This window comes from Methylobacterium sp. Leaf100, assembly GCF_001422845.1.
In the GTDB taxonomy this organism is placed as follows: domain Bacteria; phylum Pseudomonadota; class Alphaproteobacteria; order Rhizobiales; family Beijerinckiaceae; genus Methylobacterium.
Genome location: NZ_LMMW01000013.1, coordinates 96,024 through 112,669 on the forward strand (window position 1 = coordinate 96,024; position 16,646 = coordinate 112,669).

At 71.1% G+C, this 16,646-nt stretch carries 16 protein-coding genes and 2 pseudogenes; 9 read left to right on the forward strand and 9 right to left on the reverse strand.

Features of this window, described 5'->3' with window-relative positions:
* Positions 1-50 precede the first annotated feature (50 nt).
* The 3 genes from ASF25_RS11210 to ASF25_RS11220 all read right to left on the reverse strand — a co-directional run bounded on the left by ASF25_RS11210 (position 51) and on the right by ASF25_RS11220 (position 2,325).
* Complete coding sequence (locus ASF25_RS11210) at positions 51-515, reverse strand: SAM-dependent methyltransferase (protein ID WP_056304682.1); 465 nt, start codon at positions 513-515, stop codon at positions 51-53.
* Positions 516-724: 209 nt separating this feature from the next.
* Positions 725-1,195 (reverse strand): response regulator, encoded by a 471-nt coding sequence (locus ASF25_RS11215; protein ID WP_056304684.1) that lies wholly within the window; start codon positions 1,193-1,195, stop codon positions 725-727.
* On the reverse strand, positions 1,183-2,325 hold the full coding sequence (locus tag ASF25_RS11220) for a histidine kinase dimerization/phosphoacceptor domain -containing protein (protein ID WP_056304685.1): 1,143 nt from the start codon (positions 2,323-2,325) through the stop codon (positions 1,183-1,185). The genes ASF25_RS11215 and ASF25_RS11220 overlap by 13 nt, the downstream gene beginning before the upstream one ends.
* 397 nt (positions 2,326-2,722) lie before the next feature.
* Here ASF25_RS11220 and ASF25_RS11225 point away from each other — a divergent pair, with 397 nt between their 5' ends.
* Both ASF25_RS11225 and ASF25_RS11230 read left to right on the forward strand, forming a co-directional pair.
* Positions 2,723-4,144 (forward strand): MFS transporter, encoded by a 1,422-nt coding sequence (locus ASF25_RS11225; protein WP_244472994.1) that lies wholly within the window; start codon positions 2,723-2,725, stop codon positions 4,142-4,144.
* Positions 4,145-4,149: 5 nt separating this feature from the next.
* Positions 4,150-5,073 (forward strand): EcsC family protein, encoded by a 924-nt coding sequence (locus ASF25_RS11230; RefSeq protein ID WP_244472995.1) that lies wholly within the window; start codon positions 4,150-4,152, stop codon positions 5,071-5,073.
* A 223-nt stretch (positions 5,074-5,296) separates the two neighbouring features.
* Here ASF25_RS11230 and ASF25_RS11235 read toward each other — a convergent pair whose 3' ends face one another.
* Positions 5,297-6,706, reverse strand: a complete 1,410-nt coding sequence (locus ASF25_RS11235) for a leucyl aminopeptidase family protein (RefSeq protein ID WP_244472996.1) — start codon at positions 6,704-6,706, stop codon at positions 5,297-5,299.
* 161 nt (positions 6,707-6,867) lie between these two features.
* Between ASF25_RS11235 and ASF25_RS11240 the strand changes: the two genes are divergently transcribed.
* The gene (locus ASF25_RS11240; protein ID WP_056304691.1) at positions 6,868-7,710 is read left to right on the forward strand and encodes a tetratricopeptide repeat protein; all 843 of its coding nucleotides are present in this window, start codon (positions 6,868-6,870) and stop codon (positions 7,708-7,710) included.
* Position 7,711: 1 nt separating this feature from the next.
* Here ASF25_RS11240 and ASF25_RS11245 read toward each other — a convergent pair whose 3' ends face one another.
* The 3 genes and pseudogenes from ASF25_RS11245 to ASF25_RS11255 all read right to left on the reverse strand — a co-directional run bounded on the left by ASF25_RS11245 (position 7,712) and on the right by ASF25_RS11255 (position 10,941).
* On the reverse strand, positions 7,712-8,401 hold the full coding sequence (locus ASF25_RS11245) for a metallophosphoesterase family protein (RefSeq protein WP_056169504.1): 690 nt from the start codon (positions 8,399-8,401) through the stop codon (positions 7,712-7,714).
* A gap of 229 nt (positions 8,402-8,630) precedes the next feature.
* A pseudogene (locus tag ASF25_RS11250) lies at positions 8,631-9,434 on the reverse strand (transglutaminase family protein); the annotation flags it as partial.
* A 304-nt stretch (positions 9,435-9,738) separates the two neighbouring features.
* A complete protein-coding gene (locus ASF25_RS11255; protein ID WP_200927293.1) occupies positions 9,739-10,941 on the reverse strand; it encodes an aminotransferase class I/II-fold pyridoxal phosphate-dependent enzyme in 1,203 nt (400 codons plus the stop codon).
* 167 nt (positions 10,942-11,108) lie between these two features.
* Between ASF25_RS11255 and ASF25_RS11260 the strand changes: the two genes are divergently transcribed.
* The 6 genes from ASF25_RS11260 (at position 11,109) to aat (ending at position 15,917) form a co-directional block, all read left to right on the forward strand.
* Positions 11,109-11,930, forward strand: a complete 822-nt coding sequence (locus ASF25_RS11260) for a DsbA family protein (RefSeq protein WP_056304693.1) — start codon at positions 11,109-11,111, stop codon at positions 11,928-11,930.
* 100 nt (positions 11,931-12,030) lie between these two features.
* Positions 12,031-12,510: an acetyl-CoA carboxylase biotin carboxyl carrier protein gene (gene accB / locus ASF25_RS11265; protein WP_056169636.1), complete on the forward strand. Its 480-nt coding sequence runs from the start codon at positions 12,031-12,033 to the stop codon at positions 12,508-12,510.
* Between the two features lie 13 nt (positions 12,511-12,523).
* Complete coding sequence (gene accC / locus ASF25_RS11270; RefSeq protein ID WP_056262832.1) at positions 12,524-13,879, forward strand: acetyl-CoA carboxylase biotin carboxylase subunit; 1,356 nt, start codon at positions 12,524-12,526, stop codon at positions 13,877-13,879.
* 161 nt (positions 13,880-14,040) lie between these two features.
* Positions 14,041-14,346: a hypothetical protein gene (locus tag ASF25_RS11275; protein ID WP_056262829.1), complete on the forward strand. Its 306-nt coding sequence runs from the start codon at positions 14,041-14,043 to the stop codon at positions 14,344-14,346.
* Positions 14,347-14,781: 435 nt separating this feature from the next.
* A complete protein-coding gene (locus ASF25_RS11280) occupies positions 14,782-15,117 on the forward strand; it encodes a hypothetical protein (RefSeq protein WP_056169490.1) in 336 nt (111 codons plus the stop codon).
* 131 nt (positions 15,118-15,248) lie between these two features.
* Positions 15,249-15,917 carry a leucyl/phenylalanyl-tRNA--protein transferase gene (gene aat / locus ASF25_RS11285; RefSeq protein ID WP_056169488.1) on the forward strand — a complete coding sequence of 223 codons (669 nt, stop codon included), beginning with the start codon at positions 15,249-15,251 and terminating at the stop codon, positions 15,915-15,917.
* Positions 15,918-15,990: 73 nt separating this feature from the next.
* Here the strand turns inward: aat and ASF25_RS11290 are convergent, their stop codons facing one another.
* Both ASF25_RS11290 and ASF25_RS11295 read right to left on the reverse strand, forming a co-directional pair.
* Positions 15,991-16,290, reverse strand: coding sequence for a hypothetical protein (locus ASF25_RS11290; protein WP_156368944.1), 300 nt, complete (start codon positions 16,288-16,290; stop codon positions 15,991-15,993).
* A gap of 70 nt (positions 16,291-16,360) precedes the next feature.
* Positions 16,361-16,646, reverse strand: a pseudogene (locus ASF25_RS11295) (oxalate/formate MFS antiporter); the annotation flags it as partial.

Here is a 16,646-nt window from a genome sequence, read left to right on the forward strand (position 1 = left end):
AGGCGACCGGCACGAGGCGGCCCTAACGCGGATGTCCGCCGTTCGCTCCATCACCAATAAGCCGACATCAGCTCCGCCACCCAGTCCGGTTGCCGCACCTCCCCCCGAGGGAGAAACTCGCGCATGACCGGCTTCACGTCGATCACGGGCGTACCGTCGATGGCATCCAGACCCTCGACGGAGAGCTGAGTGCCCTCGACGGACACAATTCGACAGACCGTCACGCCCAATCGGTTCGGACGATTCCGGCCGCGCTGGGCGAAGATGCCGGTGAGGGGCCAATCCGCCCTGCCGCGCGGATGGCGTGCGCCCACCTCGACCGCTTCCGGCGACACGCGATCGAAGAGAAAGATCACCTCCACATGACTGAACGCAGCGAGGCCTGCGAACGCATCCGCGCCGAACCGCACCGGGTCCAGTTCGATGAGGGAATGGCTTTGCCCCCAATCGTCATCGGTCGGCTCGGAGCGTCCGCCACGGACAAATCCAATCGTCTCGATCCTATGGGCCGTCATGCGTCCGATTCCGTTCAGCTCACGCCGGCAAATGCCGTGTTGCGACCTGATCGGGAAAAGACTGACCCGTCAAAGCGCCACCGGGTCCATACGACCGACCGCCGACGGGCTTCCGACGTCGCCACGCCTACAGACGTGAGGCGGCCGGGCTCCCCCTCCTTGCGGGCACCGCGCTCGCACATCTCGCAGACAGCGCGGGCGTGTTTCCCTCAGGGATGCAGCCGTTCCCACCCATCGGCGGCGAGCCGGAACCCGTCGAGGCCGTCCAGGCTCGCGGCGTGGCCGGCGCGGCACTCGGCGACGTAGCGGAGCGCGCCCGCCACCACCCGCTCGGAATAGGGCTTGGCGATCACCCCGACGGCGCCGGCGAAATCGTCGGGAATGCGCTTGGCGTTGGCGGTCATGAACACCACCGTGGTGCGCGGGTCGGCGCTGAGCGCCCGGGCCACGGCGACGCCCGTGGGGCCGTCGATGAGGTGGATGTCCACCAGCGCCACGTCCGGGTGGGTCGAGAGGCCCAGCGCGATGGCTTCCTGGGACGAGCCGGCGACGCCGACGGTGACGTGGCCGAGATCCTCGAGCAGGCATTCGAGTTCGAGGGCGATGAGCACCTCGTCCTCGACCACCAGGATGCGCAGGCACGGTGCCGCCCCGCCCGCGCCCGGAGTCACTTGGCCCATTGCGGCAACTCCTCGGCGGTGGTGTCGGCCGCCTCGCGCAGGGAGATGGCGTCGAGGGGCACGCTGATCTCGACCCGGGTCCCGGGTGTCGTCTCGCTCCACGCGATGGTTCCGCGCAGCTGCCGCACGACCATTTCCACGAGGGAACGGCCGAAGCCCGCCGGGTTCGGGATCGCGGCGGCGAGGCCGACGCCGTCGTCCTCGATCAGCATGTGCAGGGCGCCGTCCAGGCGTCGCGCCGTGATGCTCACCCGCCCGGCGCGGTTGTCCGGGAAGGCGTGGCGCACGGCGTTGGTGGCGAGTTCGTGCAGCATCAGCGCCAGGGGCGCCGCCATGGCGGCCGACACCGCCACGGAATCGATGGCGGCGCTCACGGCCGTACGCTCGCCGTCGAGGCCGGCGACGAGGTCGCCCAGGAAATCGTCGGCGAATTCGCGCAGGTCGAACCGGGTCACGTCCCCGGCCGAGTAGAGCATGCGGTGCACCGTCGAGAGGGCGCCGATGCGCTCGGCCATGCCGTTGAGGGCGTCGCGCGCCTCGCCCTCGGGGGTGCGCCGGGCCTTGAGCAGCATCAGTGACGAGATCACCTGGAGGTTGTTCTTCACCCGGTGGTCGACCTCGTGGAGCAGGGCGGTCTTCTGCTCCAGGGTGGCGCGCAGGTCCGCCGTCTGCTCGGACACGCGGCGCTCGAGGTCGATGTTGGCGAGCGTCATCGCGACTTCGAGGCTGTGCTTGCCGGTCATGTCGGCCTGTGCCGAGTAGTAGTGCGTGACGGCGCCGGTGGCGTCGCGCACGGGCGACAGGGTCATTCCGTTCCAGAACGAGGTGCCGTCCTTGCGGTAGTTCACGAGTTCGGCCTCGAAGCTGCGGCCCTCCGCGACGGCCGCGGAGATGCGCGCCACGGTCTCGCGGTCGGTCTGCGGCCCCTGCAGCATCCGGCAGTTGCGGCCTTCGAGCTCGTGCCAGGCGTAGCCCGTGAGGGCGAGGAACGCCGCATTGGCCCAGACGATGGGATGGGCGCCGCCCCGCACTTCCGTGAGGACCATCGGCGTCGGGCTTTCGGAGAAGGCCGAGGCGAGGGTCGTTTGCGCGAGGGCCGCCGGCACCGCCTGATGAGCCGTATCCGTCATGGCCGGTACCGACCGCCTTCGGAACGCGGGGAGGGGCGGTTCGTCACATGGGCCATCCCGGTAAGGCGCGGCGCCGCGCAGTCGACGGTCGGCGTGCAGCCGACCGGTCCGACGCGATGCAAGGCCCAGTCCCGCGAGACCGAGTCCCGAAAGGCCCCGTCCCGCATGTACGCAGTTTGGACGCACGCTGTTAACAAGTTATCGGCCATTTCTGAGATCGGTCGGAGGATCGCGGCCCGAGCGGTCGCGACGAGAAACGGCCGGCCCTCGGCCACCGTCCGCTCCGGTTGCCGGAAGTAAGCGCCGGGCTTGAGAGGAGTTCCATTCCATGGCTGCAAGCCGAGTGCGTCACGCGCCGCGCCTGCGCGATTTCGCCCGCGATCCGCGTATTCCGCTGATGCTGGCGCTGGGCTTCTCGTCGGGCCTGCCGCTCCTTCTCGTGCTCGGCACCTTCTCGACGCGGCTCGCCTATTCGGGCGTCGACATCAAGGCCATCGGGCTCTTCAGCTACGTCGCGCTCCCCTACACCCTGAAGTTCCTGTGGGCGCCGCTCATCGACCGGTTCGACGTGCCGGGGCTGACCCGCCGCCTCGGGCGCCGGCGCGCCTGGATGGTGACGACGCAAGGCGCCGTCGCCGCCGCCCTCGCCCTGATGGCCTTCGCCGACCCCGCCACCAGCCTCGCGCTCCTCGGGCTGGGGGCCTTCCTCCTGGCATTCTGCGCCGCCACGCAGGACGTGGTCATCGACGGCTGGCGCATCGACGCCGCCGGCACGGATCTCCAGGGCGTTCTCGCCGCCACCTCGAACCTCGGCTACCGCTTCGGCCTCATGTCGGCGGGGGCCGGCGCCCTGTTCCTCGCCGCCGCCTACGGCTGGCGCGCCGCCTACCTGCTCATGGCGGCCCTGATGCTCGTCGGGCTCGTGGCCGCGCTCCTCGCCCCCGCCTTCGACCGCACGGGGGACGAGGCCCGCGCCGCCGCCGCCGTCGAGGCGGCTGCCGGCCGTCCGGCCAAGGTCTGGAGCTTCAGGGGCGCGGTGCTGGAGCCCCTCGCCGAACTGCACGCGCGCCTCGGGCCCGGCCTGTGGGCGATCCTCGTCCTCGTGGCGCTCTACCGGATGCCGGACTTCATCTCCGGCGTGATGGCGAGCCCGCTCTACTTCCAGGTCGGTTTCACCCTCACGGAGATCGGCGCCGTGTCGAAGCTCTACGGCATCTGGGTCGGCATCGCCGGCGCCTTTGTCGGCGGCTGGGCGATGCAGCGCTTCGGCCTGTTCCCGACCCTCGTGGTCGGCGCCTTCCTGGGCGCGGCCTCGAACCTCGCCTTCTCGTGGCTGTCCTTCGGCGGCCCGGAGGTCTGGCGCCTGACGGCGGCGATCTCCATCGACAATTTCTGCGGCTCCTTCGCGGGCATGGCCCTCATCGCCTACATGTCGAGCCTCACCGCCCCGGGGTTCGCCGCGACCCAGTACGCCCTGTTCTCCTCGCTCTACGCCCTGCCGGGCAAGCTCGTGGCCGGCACCTCCGGCTACATCGTCGCCGCCTACGGCTACCCGGTGTTCTTCGCCATCACGGCGGCGGTGGGCATCCCCGTGGTGGTGCTGTGCCTGGTCGTCGGACGGGCCGGCGAGCGCAGTGCCGCAAAGGCAGCCGGGATCGCGGCCGAGGCCGCCGCGAATCCCGCGGCGCTGGCCGACCCGGCCGGGCCGGAAGACCTGCCCGGCGCTCGGGGCGGGAACTATCCGCGCGGCACCGGGCTTGCTCCTTCCGATCCATCCGCCGTCCCGGCGCCCGGCCCCCGCATGAGACCGCAGACGTGAGCAACATCTTCCTCATCGACGACACGAGTGCGGCCACCCCGGCCACCCAGGACGCCACCCTGAGCGACGCGGACGCCGCCGCCCTACGCCGGGCGGTGCGAACCCTGGAGAATCCCGGCCTCGCCGCGCGTCTCTCGGCCGCCGCCGGCGCGCCCCTCGACGCCATCGGCCGCGCCCTACCGGAGGCGGTGACCGGGGTCGTGTCGCGGGCGACCGAGAGCGCCATGCACACCGCCCTGCGGGTCGCCCTCGCGACCCTGCCGGAGAAGACCGTGCTGCCGGCCGACGGCACGAGTCTCGTCGAGGCGATCGCGGAGGCCCCCGTGGGGGCGGGGACGCGCCTCGGCCGCCTGCTGCCGTCGAGCGACTTCGCCCACAAGGCCATGGCGGCGATGTCGGGCGCCGTCGGCGGGGCCTTCGGGCTCGCGACGCTGGCGGTGGAACTGCCGCTGTCCACCACCCTGATGCTGCGGTCCATCGCGGGGATCGCCCGCGAGGAGGGCGAGGATCTGGCCGAGCCGGAGAACGCCCTCGCCTGCGTGCAGGTGTTCGCCCTGGGGACCCGCGGGGCCGAGACCCCCCTCTCCGAGAGCGGCTACTTTGCCGTGCGCGCGGCGCTGGCCAAGACCATGGCGGAGGCGGCGCGCTACGCCGGGAACCGTGCCCTCCTCGACGAGGCTGCCCCGGCCCTCATCCGGTTCTCGGCGCAGATCGCCGCCCGCTTCGGGATCGTCGTCTCGCAGAAGGTCGCCGCCCAGGCCGTGCCGATCCTCGGCGCCGTCGGGGGGGCTGCCGTCAACGCCGCGTTCATGGACCACTTCCAGGCCATGGCGCGGGCCCACTTCACCGTGCGGCGCCTGGAACGCACCTACGGCGCCGCCCTCGTGCGCAAGGCGTACGACGCGGAGAAGGCGGCCACGGCGGCGTGACCCCTGGAGAAACGATGCCGGCCGCATCCGCCGGAGCGGCGTCGCGTCCTGGTGTCCCGCTCGATCCAGACGGGCTCTGGTCAGAGCCTGGGAGCCGACCCCGCACCGGGATCGTTCCAGGCTCCCGTACGCGCCCCCGGAACCCGGCATCGTCAATCGGACGAGCGGTGTGTTTCCCGATCTCGGGTTCTGCGGCGTGGCCCCGGGATGCGTTGGTTCAATCCTATGTCCCGGCCGGATAACGCTGCGCCAGAAGGGCATAGACGAGCCGCGCTGTCTGGACCTCGCCGCCCTCGGGACGACCGGGCTTGGTCGAGGGATTCCAGCCGTAGAGGTCGAAATGGACGTGCGCCCGGGTGGCGGGCGCGAAGCGGCGCAGGAACAGCGCGGCCGTGATGGCCCCCGCGAAGGGGCCGCCGGGGGCGTTGTTGAGGTCGGCGATCTTCGAGTCGAGCAGACCCGCATAGGGGGCATGCAGGGGCAGGCGCCACACCGGGTCGAACGCCGTCCGGCCCGCCGCCGCGACGGCCTCGGCCAGGGCGTCGTCCTCCGTGAAGAACGCCGGCAGGTCCGGGCCCAGGGCCACGCGGGCCGCCCCCGTGAGGGTGGCGAAGTCGATGAGCAGGTCGGGGGTCTCGGCATCGGCCAGGGCCAGGGCGTCGGCGAGGATGAGGCGCCCTTCCGCGTCGGTGTTGCCGATCTCGACGGTGAGGCCGGCGCGGCTGCGCAGCACGTCACCGGGCCGGAAGGCCGCGCCCGAGACGGAATTCTCCACCGCCGGGATGAGGACGCGCAGGCGCACGGGCAGATGCGCGCCCATCACCATGGCGGCCGCGGCCAGCGCTGCGGCGGCCCCGCCCATGTCCTTCTTCATCAGCAGCATGCCGGCGGACGGCTTGATGTCGAGACCGCCGGTGTCGAAGGCGACGCCCTTGCCGACCAGTGTGACGCGGGGGGCGGCGGCATCGCCCCAGGTCAGGTCGATGAGGCGCGGCGCGCGGGGCGAGGCGGCTCCGACGGCGTGCACGAGGGGGAAATCGCGCGCGAGATCGTCGCCAGACACCACCGTGACGGCGGCGCCGTGCCGTTCGGCCAGCGCGCGCGCGGCCGCCTCGATCTCGGCGGGTCCGAGGTCGTTGGCCGGGGTGTTGACGAGGTCGCGCCCGAGCGCCACGGCGGCGGCGATGCGGGAGACCGCCTCGGCATCGACGCCCTCGGGGGCGACGAGGCGGGGCAGGGCGGGGCCGGCCGGAACGGACCCGCCGGCCGGAACGGCTTCTCCGGCGGGAACGGCCTCTCCGGCCGGAACGGCCGCATGGTAGCGGGTGAAGCGGTAGCCGCCGAGCAGCCACGCCAGTGCGGCTTCCGTGCCGTCAAAGCCGGTGCCCTCCAGGCGGTAGGTGCCGGGCGGAAGCGCGCCGGCCAAGGTCCCGGCGAGGAGCCGTTCGCGGGCCGGGTTCGCTGCGCCGAGGCCGAACAGCACCCGCGCCAGGGTGCCGTCGGGCCCCGGCAGCAGGGCGATGCGGCCGGCCTTCGGCGTGAAGCCCGTCGCTCGGGCGTAGGCCGCCTCGCGCGGATCCAAGGCGGCCTCGATCCGGGGCCAGTCCGACGACCCGACGCCGGTGATGGGAATGGCGGAGGCGTGGTTGGAGTCGGGGGCGAACAGGGAGGTCAGGGCTCGGGCTCCTCGGCCGTGGGGCGGGATTAACCGCTGCTTAGGGTTAACGGTCTATCACCCGGAGACCGGCCCCGTGAAGCAACGGCCGGCGGGCAAGGTTGAGGCGGAGTCGCGCAATGGTCAGGCCGCGTTTGGCATCGGCACGGACGCTCCGGCGCCTCGCGGGGATCGCCGCTCTGGCGCTCCTGTCCAGCGCCTGCACCCGCCAGGACGGCCCCGAGACCACCGGCTCCCTCGGCGGTCTCTCCCTGCCGCGCCTCGGCCGCGCGCCCGCCAACGTGGTGTCCCGCCGCGAGGTCGACGCCATGGGCGAGCGCTACACCGCCGATCCCAACGACGTTCCCCTGGCCCTGCGCTACGCCCAAGCCCTGCGGGCGACGGACCAGCGGCCCCAGGCCGTGGCGGTGCTCCAGCAGATCGCCCTGCGCAACCCGAAGAACACGGCGGTGCTCGCCGCCTACGGCAAGAGCCTGGCCGAGGTCGGCCGCTTCACCGAGGCCGCGGAGGTCCTCCAGAACGCCCACACGGCGGCCCAGCCCGACTGGCGCGTGCTGTCGGCCCAGGGTGCCGTCGCCGACCAGCTCGGCGACCACGCCCGGGCGCAGGGCCTGTACGAGGCCGCCCTCAGGATCCAGCCGGACGATCCGGTGATCCTGTCGAATCTCGGCCTGTCCTACGCTCTGGCCAAGCGCCTCGACGAGGCCGAGGCCACCCTGCAGCGCGCCGCCGCCCAGCCCCGGGCCGATGCCCGGGTGCGCCAGAACCTCGCCCTGGTCTACGGCCTCAAGGGCAAGTTCACGGACGCCGAAGCCGTGTCCCGCCAGGACCTTTCGCCCGAGGAAGCCGCCGCCAACACCGTGGCTCTACGCGCCTTCGTCGCCCAGCCGAACGCCTGGAAAGCCATCAAGGCCTCGGACAAGGCGAAGCCCGCCGGATCGAGGGTGGCCGAGCGCGGCTGAGTCACACCTCCGCGGCCACCTGCGCGTCCACCTGGAGAATCTCCACCGGTCCATCCTGACCGTCCGAGAACACCCCCGCCGTGAGGGTGGCGCCGAAGACGCAGGCCGTGTCGAGGTTGGTCCGGTGCGGGCGCAGGTCCGGTCGGCCGTCCATTTGCGGCGTGTGGCCGTGGACGACGTGGCGGCCGAAATCATAGTCCGCCGACAGGAACGGCTCGCGGATCCACAGCCGGGTCGGTTCGTCCGGATCGATGCCGGGCCGGCCGGGGCGGAAGCCCGCATGGACGTAGTAGCGGCGCGCATCCTCCCAGACCGTCGGCAGGGCCGACATCCAGTTCAGCACGTCGTGGGGCAGGGCCTGCGGATCGCGGGTGCCGAAGGAGCGCAGGGTCGCGACCCCGCCGTTCTCGAGCCAGGGCGCGCTCCCGAACCCGTCGCGATAGGCGGCCAGCATCAGGTTCTCGTGGTTGCCCATGAGGCAGGTGACGGCCTTGGGCTCGGCAGCCTGAAGGGCGCGCAGGGTCGCGACGACCCCGGCACTGTCCGGCCCGCGGTCGATGTAGTCGCCGAGGAAGACGAGGCGGCGCGGGGCGCCGGCCCGGTGCCGGTCGATGGCCGCGAGCAGGCGCCGCAGGGCATCGGCGCATCCGTGGATGTCGCCGATGGCGTAGGTGAGGCCGCTTTCCGACACGGGTGGCGCCGGCCGCTCAGGCGACCTTGGTCAGGCCGGCCGTGGCCTTTGGCGTGTTCACGGTCGCGGCCTCGGTCGGAACCACGGCCGTTTCCGGCGACTTGACCGGCGCGACCGCCGTCTCTGGCGTCTTGGCAGACCCGGCGGCCTTTTTCGGCCGATCCGTCGGCTTTCCCGTCACGGCGGCGGCTTCCTCGGCCGTGAGGATCGGCGTCGGGGACTCTCCCTCCTCCAGAACCTCGTCCGTGTGGACGTCGAAGCGCAGGAGCAGTGCCGTGGCGAAGCTCGTCGAGATGGCCACGTCCGTGGCGTCGCGGCCCCGGGCGATGACGATGCGGCCGATACGGCGGCGGTTGTTGCGCGCGTCGAACGTGTGCCAGGCGCCGCCGAGATAGACTTCGAACCAGGCGGAGAAATCCGGCGGCGGCACCACGGGCACGCCGATATCGCCGAGGTAGCCCGTACAGTAGCGCGCCGGAATGTTGAGGCAGCGGCAGAACGCGACGGCCAGATGCGCGTAGTCGCGGCAGACGCCGCGCTGCTGGGTGTAGGCGTCGTGGGCCGAGCGGGTGGCGTCGGCGTCCTGGTAGTTGAACTTGATGTGGCGGTTGACGAAGTCGCACACGGCCTGAACCCGGCCCCAGCCCTCCGGCCCGGCACCGAACAGCTCCCAGGCGATGTTCGACAGCTTGTCCGTGTCGCAGTAGCGGCTGCCGAGGAGGAACCGCATAGCCTCGTCCGGCAGGTCCTGCACCGGATGCTGCCTCGCGTCCGGCACAACGGGATCGAGCTCCCCGGAATCGTGCACGAGGAAATCCGTCGCCACGGTGATCCGGCCGGCCGGCGCCAGGATGCGGGTGGTGACGTTGCCGAAGGCGTCGAGATACTGGTGCGCATCCACCGGCGGATCGAACGTCATCACCTCGGGCGTCAGGATATCGCCCGCCCGCGACGGGTGTACGCTCAGCAGGAACATCATCGGCGTCGGCTGAAACGTCTCGTACGTGATGGCGTAACCGGTCCGGATCTTCATGATGGCGGCACTGCTCCAGTGCAAGCCCGAACCGGACTTGTCGAAATAGGGGGTAAGACGCAAACCGCCGGCAACTCTCTATCGTTGCACGGGCGTCGATCAATAAGTGTTGCGCCGGAGACTTATCCGAAACCAGACGCCGCCAAATCTCCCGGCAGGATGCAGAGCCCGGTACCGGGTGGCAAGGCAGCGCCGTGTTTTGTCGGTGCAGGGTTTCACGCGCCCGCCGGATCTTCATCGGTGTTCGCCCGAGAGCACCCCCGGGCCATGCCTCTCGGCCCATGCATGAAGAGGGCCAGCCGCCTCAGCGCAGCCAGCCCCGCAGGCGTCGCACGGCGTCGGCGCAATCCGCATGCGAGCCGGCGAAGGAGAACCGGACGTGGTGGCCGCCGTCGACGCCGTCGAAGTCGAGGCCCGGCGTCGCGGCGACGCCGGCCTCGTCGAGCATCCGCCGGCAGAACCCGGCCGCGTCGTCGGTGAGGTTCGAAACGTCGGCGTAGAGGTAGAACGCCCCGTCGGCCGGGTGGGTGCGGCCGAGGCCGAGGCCCGGAAACGCATCGAGCAGCAGGGCCCGGTTGGCGGCGTAGCCGGCCCGTACGGCCTCCACCTCCTCCACGGCGTCGAACGCCGCGATAGCCGCCACCTGGGACAGGTAGGGCGCGGAGATGAACAGGTTCTGGGCCAGGCGTTCCACCGGGCGCACCAGCCATTCGGGCACCACCATCCAGCCGATGCGCCAGCCGGTCATGCACCAGGTCTTCGAGAACGAGTTGATCACGACGGCGTCGGGCTCGTAGCGCAGCGCCGTGTCCGTCGGCACGCCGTAGCTCAAGCCGTGATAGATCTCGTCCGAGATGAAGCGGAGCCCCAGGGCGCGGGCCGTGGCGCAGAGTTCGGCGAGGCGCACGGGTTCGATGACCGTGCCGGACGGGTTGGCCGGGCTCATCACCAGCACGCCGGAGAGCGGTGCTTGCGCATGGAGCGCGCGCAGGCCCTCGCTCGTTGGGGCGTAGCGGTCCGCCTGCCGCAGCGGCAGGGAAGCGGGCACGAGGTCGAGGGCATGCAGGATGCTGCGATAGGCCGGATACCCGGGCAGCGGCACGGCGATGCGGGCGCCGGCGTCGAACAGGCCGAGGAAGGCCAGGATGAACCCCGCCGACGAACCCGTGGTGACGACGATGCGCCCGGGCGCCACGTCGAGGCCGTGGGTGTCGGCATAGTGCCGGGCGATGCGGGCGCGCAGCGCCGGCAGGCCCAGCGCCTGGGTGTACGGCAGGGCGCCGCCAGCCAGCGCCGCCTGCGCCGCCGCGATCACCGCACGCGGGGCCGGTGCCGAGGGCTGTCCCACCTCCATGTGGACCACCCCGTCGCCCCGGGCCTCCCGGGCGGCGGCGGCGGCCATCACGTCCATGGCGAGGAACGGCGCGACGCGGGCGGCGCGCCGCGACGGCAGCAGAGGCGATGCAGCGATGGAAGACGCGGGGTGGGGCGTTGGCGAAACCGTCATCGCACCTCCGTAGAGCCGATCCGGCGGGACGGAAACAGTCCGGAGCCCGCGACCGAGATTGACCGGCCGCCGCGAAAACGCCTAACCCCGCCGATAGACGCACGCCCATCGTGCACGATCATCTTACGGCCGGTGGCGTTTTCATCCGGTCCCCTCCGCGAGGACGCATGCCCCTGCTCCGGTCCCTACTCACCTCCGCCATGCTGTTCAGCGCTTCCGCCGCGTGGGCCCAGACCGCCCCGCAGGCCGCGCCGGCGGCGACTGCCCCGGCGGCGACGGCCGCGACCTCGGCCGCCCCGGTGTTCTCCGACACCCAGCGCCAGGCCATCGAGGCCATCGTCAAGGATTACCTCGTCAAGAATCCGGACGTGCTGCAGGAGGCCATCGCCGAGGGCGAGAAGCGCGCGCAGGAGACCCAGAAGCTGGCGCAGGCCGCCGCCCTGAAGGAATCCCGCGACACCCTCACCAATTCGCCCCACGGCGTCGTCGTCGGGAATCCTGCGGGCGACATCACCGTGGTGGAGTTCTTCGACTACAATTGCGGCTATTGCCGCAAGGCGCTCGGCGACATCCAGGCCCTGGTCAAGTCCGATCCGAAGCTGCGCGTGGTGCTGCGCGACTTCCCCGTGCTGGGCGCAGAATCCCTCGAGGCGAGCAAGCTGGCGCTGGCGGCCAAGCAGCAGCTCAAGGCCGACCGGATGTTCGAGTTCCACGTCAAGCTCTTGGAGACCAAGGGCCGGGTGACGGGCGAGCGCGCGATCGCCGTCGCCAAGGAAATGGGCCTCGACACGGCGCGCCTCGCCAAGGACGCGCAGGGGCCCGAGGTCAAGGCGGCGCTCTCCGAGAACGTCAGCCTCGGCGACAAGCTCGGCCTCTCCGGCACCCCGGCCTTCATCATCGGCGACGAGGTGATTCCGGGCGCCGTCGGCGTCGATCCGATCCGCAAGGTCATCGCCGATGTGCGCCAGTGCGGCCACGCCGGCTGCTGAAGGGCCCCCGAGCCGCGAAGCGCCCCGAACCCGGGAGACCGCGTCTCCCGATACAACACGATCCAGCCTGACGACGACCGAGCCGATGCCCAAGGAGCCGATGTCCAAGAACGATCCCTTCGATCCGGAGCTCGTGCGCGAGCTCGCCAAGCTCATCACCGAGACGGATCTCACCGAGATCGAGGTCGAGAAGGGTGACCTGCGCATCCGCGTCGCTCGCCGCATCGAGCCGGTCCACGTCCAGGTGGCGGCCCCCGCCCCGGCGCTCGCCGCCGTGGCTCCGCCGCCCCCGCCGGCGGCCGGGCCGGGCGCCGTGCCCGAGCGCACCCGGGCGGGTGCGGGCCATCCCGGCGCCGTGCCCTCGCCCATGGTCGGCACCGCCTATCGCCGCCCGTCGCCGGACGCCAAGGTGTTCGTCGATGTCGGCTCCAAGGTGGAGGCCGGCGAGAAGGTTCTCCTCATCGAGGCCATGAAGACCTTCAACGAGATCGTGGCCCCCCGCGCCGGCACCGTCACGGCCGTCTTCGTCGAGGACGGCCAGCCCGTCGAGTTCGGCGAACCCCTCCTCGTCATCGAGTGAGGCGCGAGGCACCATGTTCGACAAGATCCTGATCGCCAATCGCGGCGAGATCGCCCTGCGCATCCTGCGCGCGGCCAAGGAACTCGGGATCGCGACCGTCGCCGTCCATTCCACTGCCGATGCCGACGCCATGCACGTGCGGCTCGCCGACGAGAGCGTGTGCATCGGCCCCCCGGCCGCCCGCGACAGCTACCTCAACATCCCGTCCATCATCGCCGCCTGCGAGATCACCGGGGCGGACGCGGTGCACCCCGGCTACGGCTTTCTGTCGGAGAACGCGCGCTTCGCCGAAGTCCTGGCCCATCACGAGATCGGATTCATCGGCCCGAAGGCCGAGCACATCCGCATCATGGGCGACAAGATCGAGGCCAAGCGCACGGCGAAACGCCTCGGCATCCCGTGCGTGCCGGGCTCCGAGGGCGGAGTCGAGGACCCCGTGGAGGCCAAGCGCATCGCGGCCGAGATCGGCTATCCGGTGCTGGTCAAGGCAGCCTCCGGTGGCGGCGGCCGCGGCATGAAGGTGGCGCGCTCCGAGGCCGACCTCGAACAGGCCCTGGGCATGGCCCGCCAGGAGGCCAAGGCCGCCTTCGGCGACGATGCGGTCTACCTTGAGAAGTATCTCGAGAAGCCGCGCCACATCGAGGTTCAGGTGCTGGGCGACGGGCGCGGCAACGCCGTGCATCTGGCCGAGCGCGACTGCTCGCTCCAGCGCCGTCACCAGAAGGTGTGGGAGGAGGGCGGTTCGCCGGCCCTCAACGAAGCGATGCGGGCCGAGATCGGCGGCATCTGCGCCCGCGCCATGCAGGAGCTGAAATACCTCGGCGCCGGCACGGTGGAGTTCCTCTACGAGGACGGCCAGTTCTACTTCATCGAGATGAACACCCGCATCCAGGTCGAGCATCCGGTCACCGAGATGATCACCGGGATCGACCTCGTGAACGAGCAGATCCGCGTCGCCGCCGGTCTGCCGCTGTCGGTGACACAGGACGAAATCAGCGTGTCGGGGCACGCCATCGAGTGCCGGATCAACGCCGAGCACCCGGCGACCTTCCGGCCGTCCCCCGGCCTCATCACCTACTTCCACCCGCCGGGCGGCCTCGGCGTGCGGGTCGATTCGGCGGTGTTCCAGGGCTACCGCATCCCGCCGCACTACGACTCGCTCATCGGCAAGCTCATCGTGCACGGGCGCACCCGCAACGAGTGCCTGATGCGCCTGCGCCGCGCCCTGGACGAGTTCGTGGTGGATGGCGTCGACACCACCCTGCCGCTGTTCCGCACCCTGGTGCGCAACGCCGATGTGCAGAACGGCGCCTATGATATCCACTGGCTGGAGAACTTCCTGGCGGCCGGGGGCCTCGACGAGCCGTAAATCTTCGGTTTTGCATCGGAACCAGCAACCGTGGCGGGAACGGCGCGGGGTCGACTTTCGTTCACCCGTGACATCGTGCCGCCGAGGCCGGTCGCCGACCAGGGCTGGTCAGCGTCACCTCCGGCGCAGTGCTCTCGCCCGTGTCCGCCGAGGAACCGTCCATGCGCCTCTCCTACGTTCTGATCGCCACCGCCCTCCTCGCCACCCCCGCCCTGGCGCAATCCTCGTCCGGCAATGTCGGCCAGCCCGAGCGCGGCGTTCCGCAGGCGGGCAACACCGCCGGCGGCCCCATCGACAAGCCCTCGACCCGCGACATGGCCCCGACCCGGACCGAATCGACGCCGGTGGGCGAGGGCGGCATGTCCCCCGGCGCGGGCTCCGTCGACTCGGCCAAGGGGGGCAACGCATCGGACCCGACCCGCGGGGCGCCGAACACCGGCAGCACGTCCGGTGGTCCGGCCCAATAGACCGCCCCGCGGCGAGCCGGGTGTGACACCCGGCTCGCGAAACCGAACCGTCCGTCATTGGCCGGCTCCCCATGGGGCCGGCCTTTTTTCATGCGCAATCCGAGACGGTGTTCGGGCACGCGCCGTCACCATCACGATCAATTGATAAGGAAAGAAATCCCCAGTTTGGGTCCGGTCGCGTGGCTATGCGGACCCGATACCTGCCGCTTTCCGCTCATTGCGGATGGTGAAGGCTCCAGAATCCCCCTGCATTGGGCGGCCACGGCAAGGGCGCCAGGGCCACGCGATGCGGCATTTTGCCAGCAAATAATTCGCTGGAACCGATTGCGCACAATCGACTTCTCTCCCCACACCGGACGGGAGACAGACAGTTTCCCAGCCAGGGCCATCGGCCCCGCGCCAACCGGACACACCATAGCATCCCGAAAGACACCCATGCGTTCCGTGACCCTCGCCGTCGCCGCCTTTGCCCTGTCCGTGACCGGCGCCCTGGCCCAGTCCCCCTCCGGCAATGTCGGCCAGCCGGAGCGCGCCGTGCCGCAGGCCGGCAACACCACGCGCGGCCCCATCGACAACCCGTCCGTCTACGGCGCCTATCGCAATCCCGAGACCGGCCTCGTCGACCTCGACGCGACGGGCAGCGTCGGTGCCCGTCCGCTCCCCTCGAACAGCGAGGCGATCATCGTCGACTCGGCCAAGGGCGGCAACGCCGAGCAGATCAACCGCACGGTGCCGAACCTCGGCACGACCTCGGGCGGACCGGAGTTCTGATCGGCGGACCCGGTCCCGATTCGTCCAGCGGCGGAGCCTCCCGGCTCCGCCGTTCCGTGTTCGGAGCCCGCCTTCACCCTGGCATTCCGGCGCGCGCCACGCCAAAGTCTCCTCCATGCAAAGTCTTTTCCATGCATGACGCGGACCGCGTGGACATCACGCCCGAAATCTTGCTCAAGGCCTACGCGGCGGGCATCTTTCCCATGGCGGAGGATGCCGACGATCCGGCGATCTACTGGGTCGAGCCGAAGGCGCGGGGCATCCTGCCCCTCGACGGCTTTCACGTCGCCAAGCGCCTCGCCCGCACCGTGCGGTCGGATGCCTTCGAAGTCCGGGTCGACCACGATTTCGACGCGGTGATCGCCGGATGCGCCGCCCCGCGCCGGGATGCCGCGCGCACCTGGATCAACGCCCGCATCCGCGACCTCTACGGCGCGCTCTTCGACGCCGGCCACGCCCACACGGTGGAGGTCTATGCCGAGGGCCGCCTCGTCGGCGGACTCTACGGGGTCTCCCTCGGGGCGGCGTTCTTCGGCGAGAGCATGTTCCACACCGTGCGGGACGCCTCGAAAGTCGCCCTGGTCCACCTCGTCGCCCGCCTGCGGACCGGGGGCTACCGCCTTGCCGACACCCAGTTCGTCACCGACCACCTGCTGCAGTTCGGCGCCGAGGAGGTGCCGCGCCACGTCTACAAGCGACGTCTCGCCGAGGCGATCACCGGCGACGCCGATTGGGATGTGTGGCCGCGCGGCGTGGTGGTCGACGGGCACACGGCGCTTGCGGCGATCGCGGCGCCCTAGCGGACGCGGGGTCCTGACGGACGCGGGGTCGGTGACCGATACGGTGAGCCCGCCCGGTGCAACGCATCGGCGCTCATCGCGCCATGGCCGACGGACCCTTCTGCGCGGGCAGGGGAATCGCGGCCGCAGGCACGGACGGTGCGATCGCTGCCGGCGTCGGCGTCAGGGCGTCGAACGGAAGCCAGCCCTCGAACGGATCCGGCGCCGCCTCGCAGCGGTGCCAGCGCCAGATCTGGCGGGCGGCGTTCGGCGCGTACCAGCGTCCGGCCCGGCCCTCGGCGAGGACGATGCCGAGGGTGCGGTGCCTGAGCCAGACCCGGTCGACGTCCTGCGGGGCCGTGTTCATCCGGCGCCATTCTGGGGTGTGCTGCATGGTGGCTCTCCCGGAACGGATGCGGGGCCGGACGGATGTCCGGCCCCGCATGTGGAGGGTTCGAGGGGCGTCAGGCTGTGACGATGCGCGGGGCCTGGACGGTCTCGGGGGCGATCTGCGCCTGGGCCACGACCCGCTTGCGCCAGGGCTTCAGCACGGCGATGGCCAGCAGCGAGGCGAGGACGTTGGCGCCGGCGGCGACGAGGAACACCCCGTCCCAGCTTCCCGTGCTCTGCTGCAGGTAGTTGGCCACCGGCACCAGCAGGGCCGCCGTGCCCTTGGCGGTGTAGAGCAGGCCGGCGTTGGTGGCGGCGAACTTGGTGCCGAAGGTGTCGGTGCAGGTCGAGGGGAACAGC

Excerpts from the sequence above, each read along its gene's own strand:
- ASF25_RS11210 (WP_056304682.1), bottom strand. The coding sequence starts at position 515 with ATGACGGCCCATAGGATCGAGACGATTGGATTTGTCCGTGGCGGACGC.
- ASF25_RS11215 (WP_056304684.1), bottom strand. The coding sequence starts at position 1,195 with ATGGGCCAAGTGACTCCGGGCGCGGGCGGGGCGGCACCGTGCCTGCGC.
- ASF25_RS11220 (WP_056304685.1), bottom strand. The coding sequence starts at position 2,325 with ATGACGGATACGGCTCATCAGGCGGTGCCGGCGGCCCTCGCGCAAACG.
- ASF25_RS11225 (WP_244472994.1), top strand. The coding sequence starts at position 2,723 with ATGCTGGCGCTGGGCTTCTCGTCGGGCCTGCCGCTCCTTCTCGTGCTC.
- ASF25_RS11240 (WP_056304691.1), top strand. The coding sequence starts at position 6,868 with ATGGTCAGGCCGCGTTTGGCATCGGCACGGACGCTCCGGCGCCTCGCG.
- ASF25_RS11255 (WP_200927293.1), bottom strand. The coding sequence starts at position 10,941 with ATGACGGTTTCGCCAACGCCCCACCCCGCGTCTTCCATCGCTGCATCG.
- ASF25_RS11260 (WP_056304693.1), top strand. The coding sequence starts at position 11,109 with ATGCCCCTGCTCCGGTCCCTACTCACCTCCGCCATGCTGTTCAGCGCT.
- accB (WP_056169636.1), top strand. The coding sequence starts at position 12,031 with ATGTCCAAGAACGATCCCTTCGATCCGGAGCTCGTGCGCGAGCTCGCC.
- accC (WP_056262832.1), top strand. The coding sequence starts at position 12,524 with ATGTTCGACAAGATCCTGATCGCCAATCGCGGCGAGATCGCCCTGCGC.
- ASF25_RS11275 (WP_056262829.1), top strand. The coding sequence starts at position 14,041 with ATGCGCCTCTCCTACGTTCTGATCGCCACCGCCCTCCTCGCCACCCCC.
- ASF25_RS11280 (WP_056169490.1), top strand. The coding sequence starts at position 14,782 with ATGCGTTCCGTGACCCTCGCCGTCGCCGCCTTTGCCCTGTCCGTGACC.
- aat (WP_056169488.1), top strand. The coding sequence starts at position 15,249 with ATGCATGACGCGGACCGCGTGGACATCACGCCCGAAATCTTGCTCAAG.
- ASF25_RS11290 (WP_156368944.1), bottom strand. The coding sequence starts at position 16,290 with ATGCAGCACACCCCAGAATGGCGCCGGATGAACACGGCCCCGCAGGAC.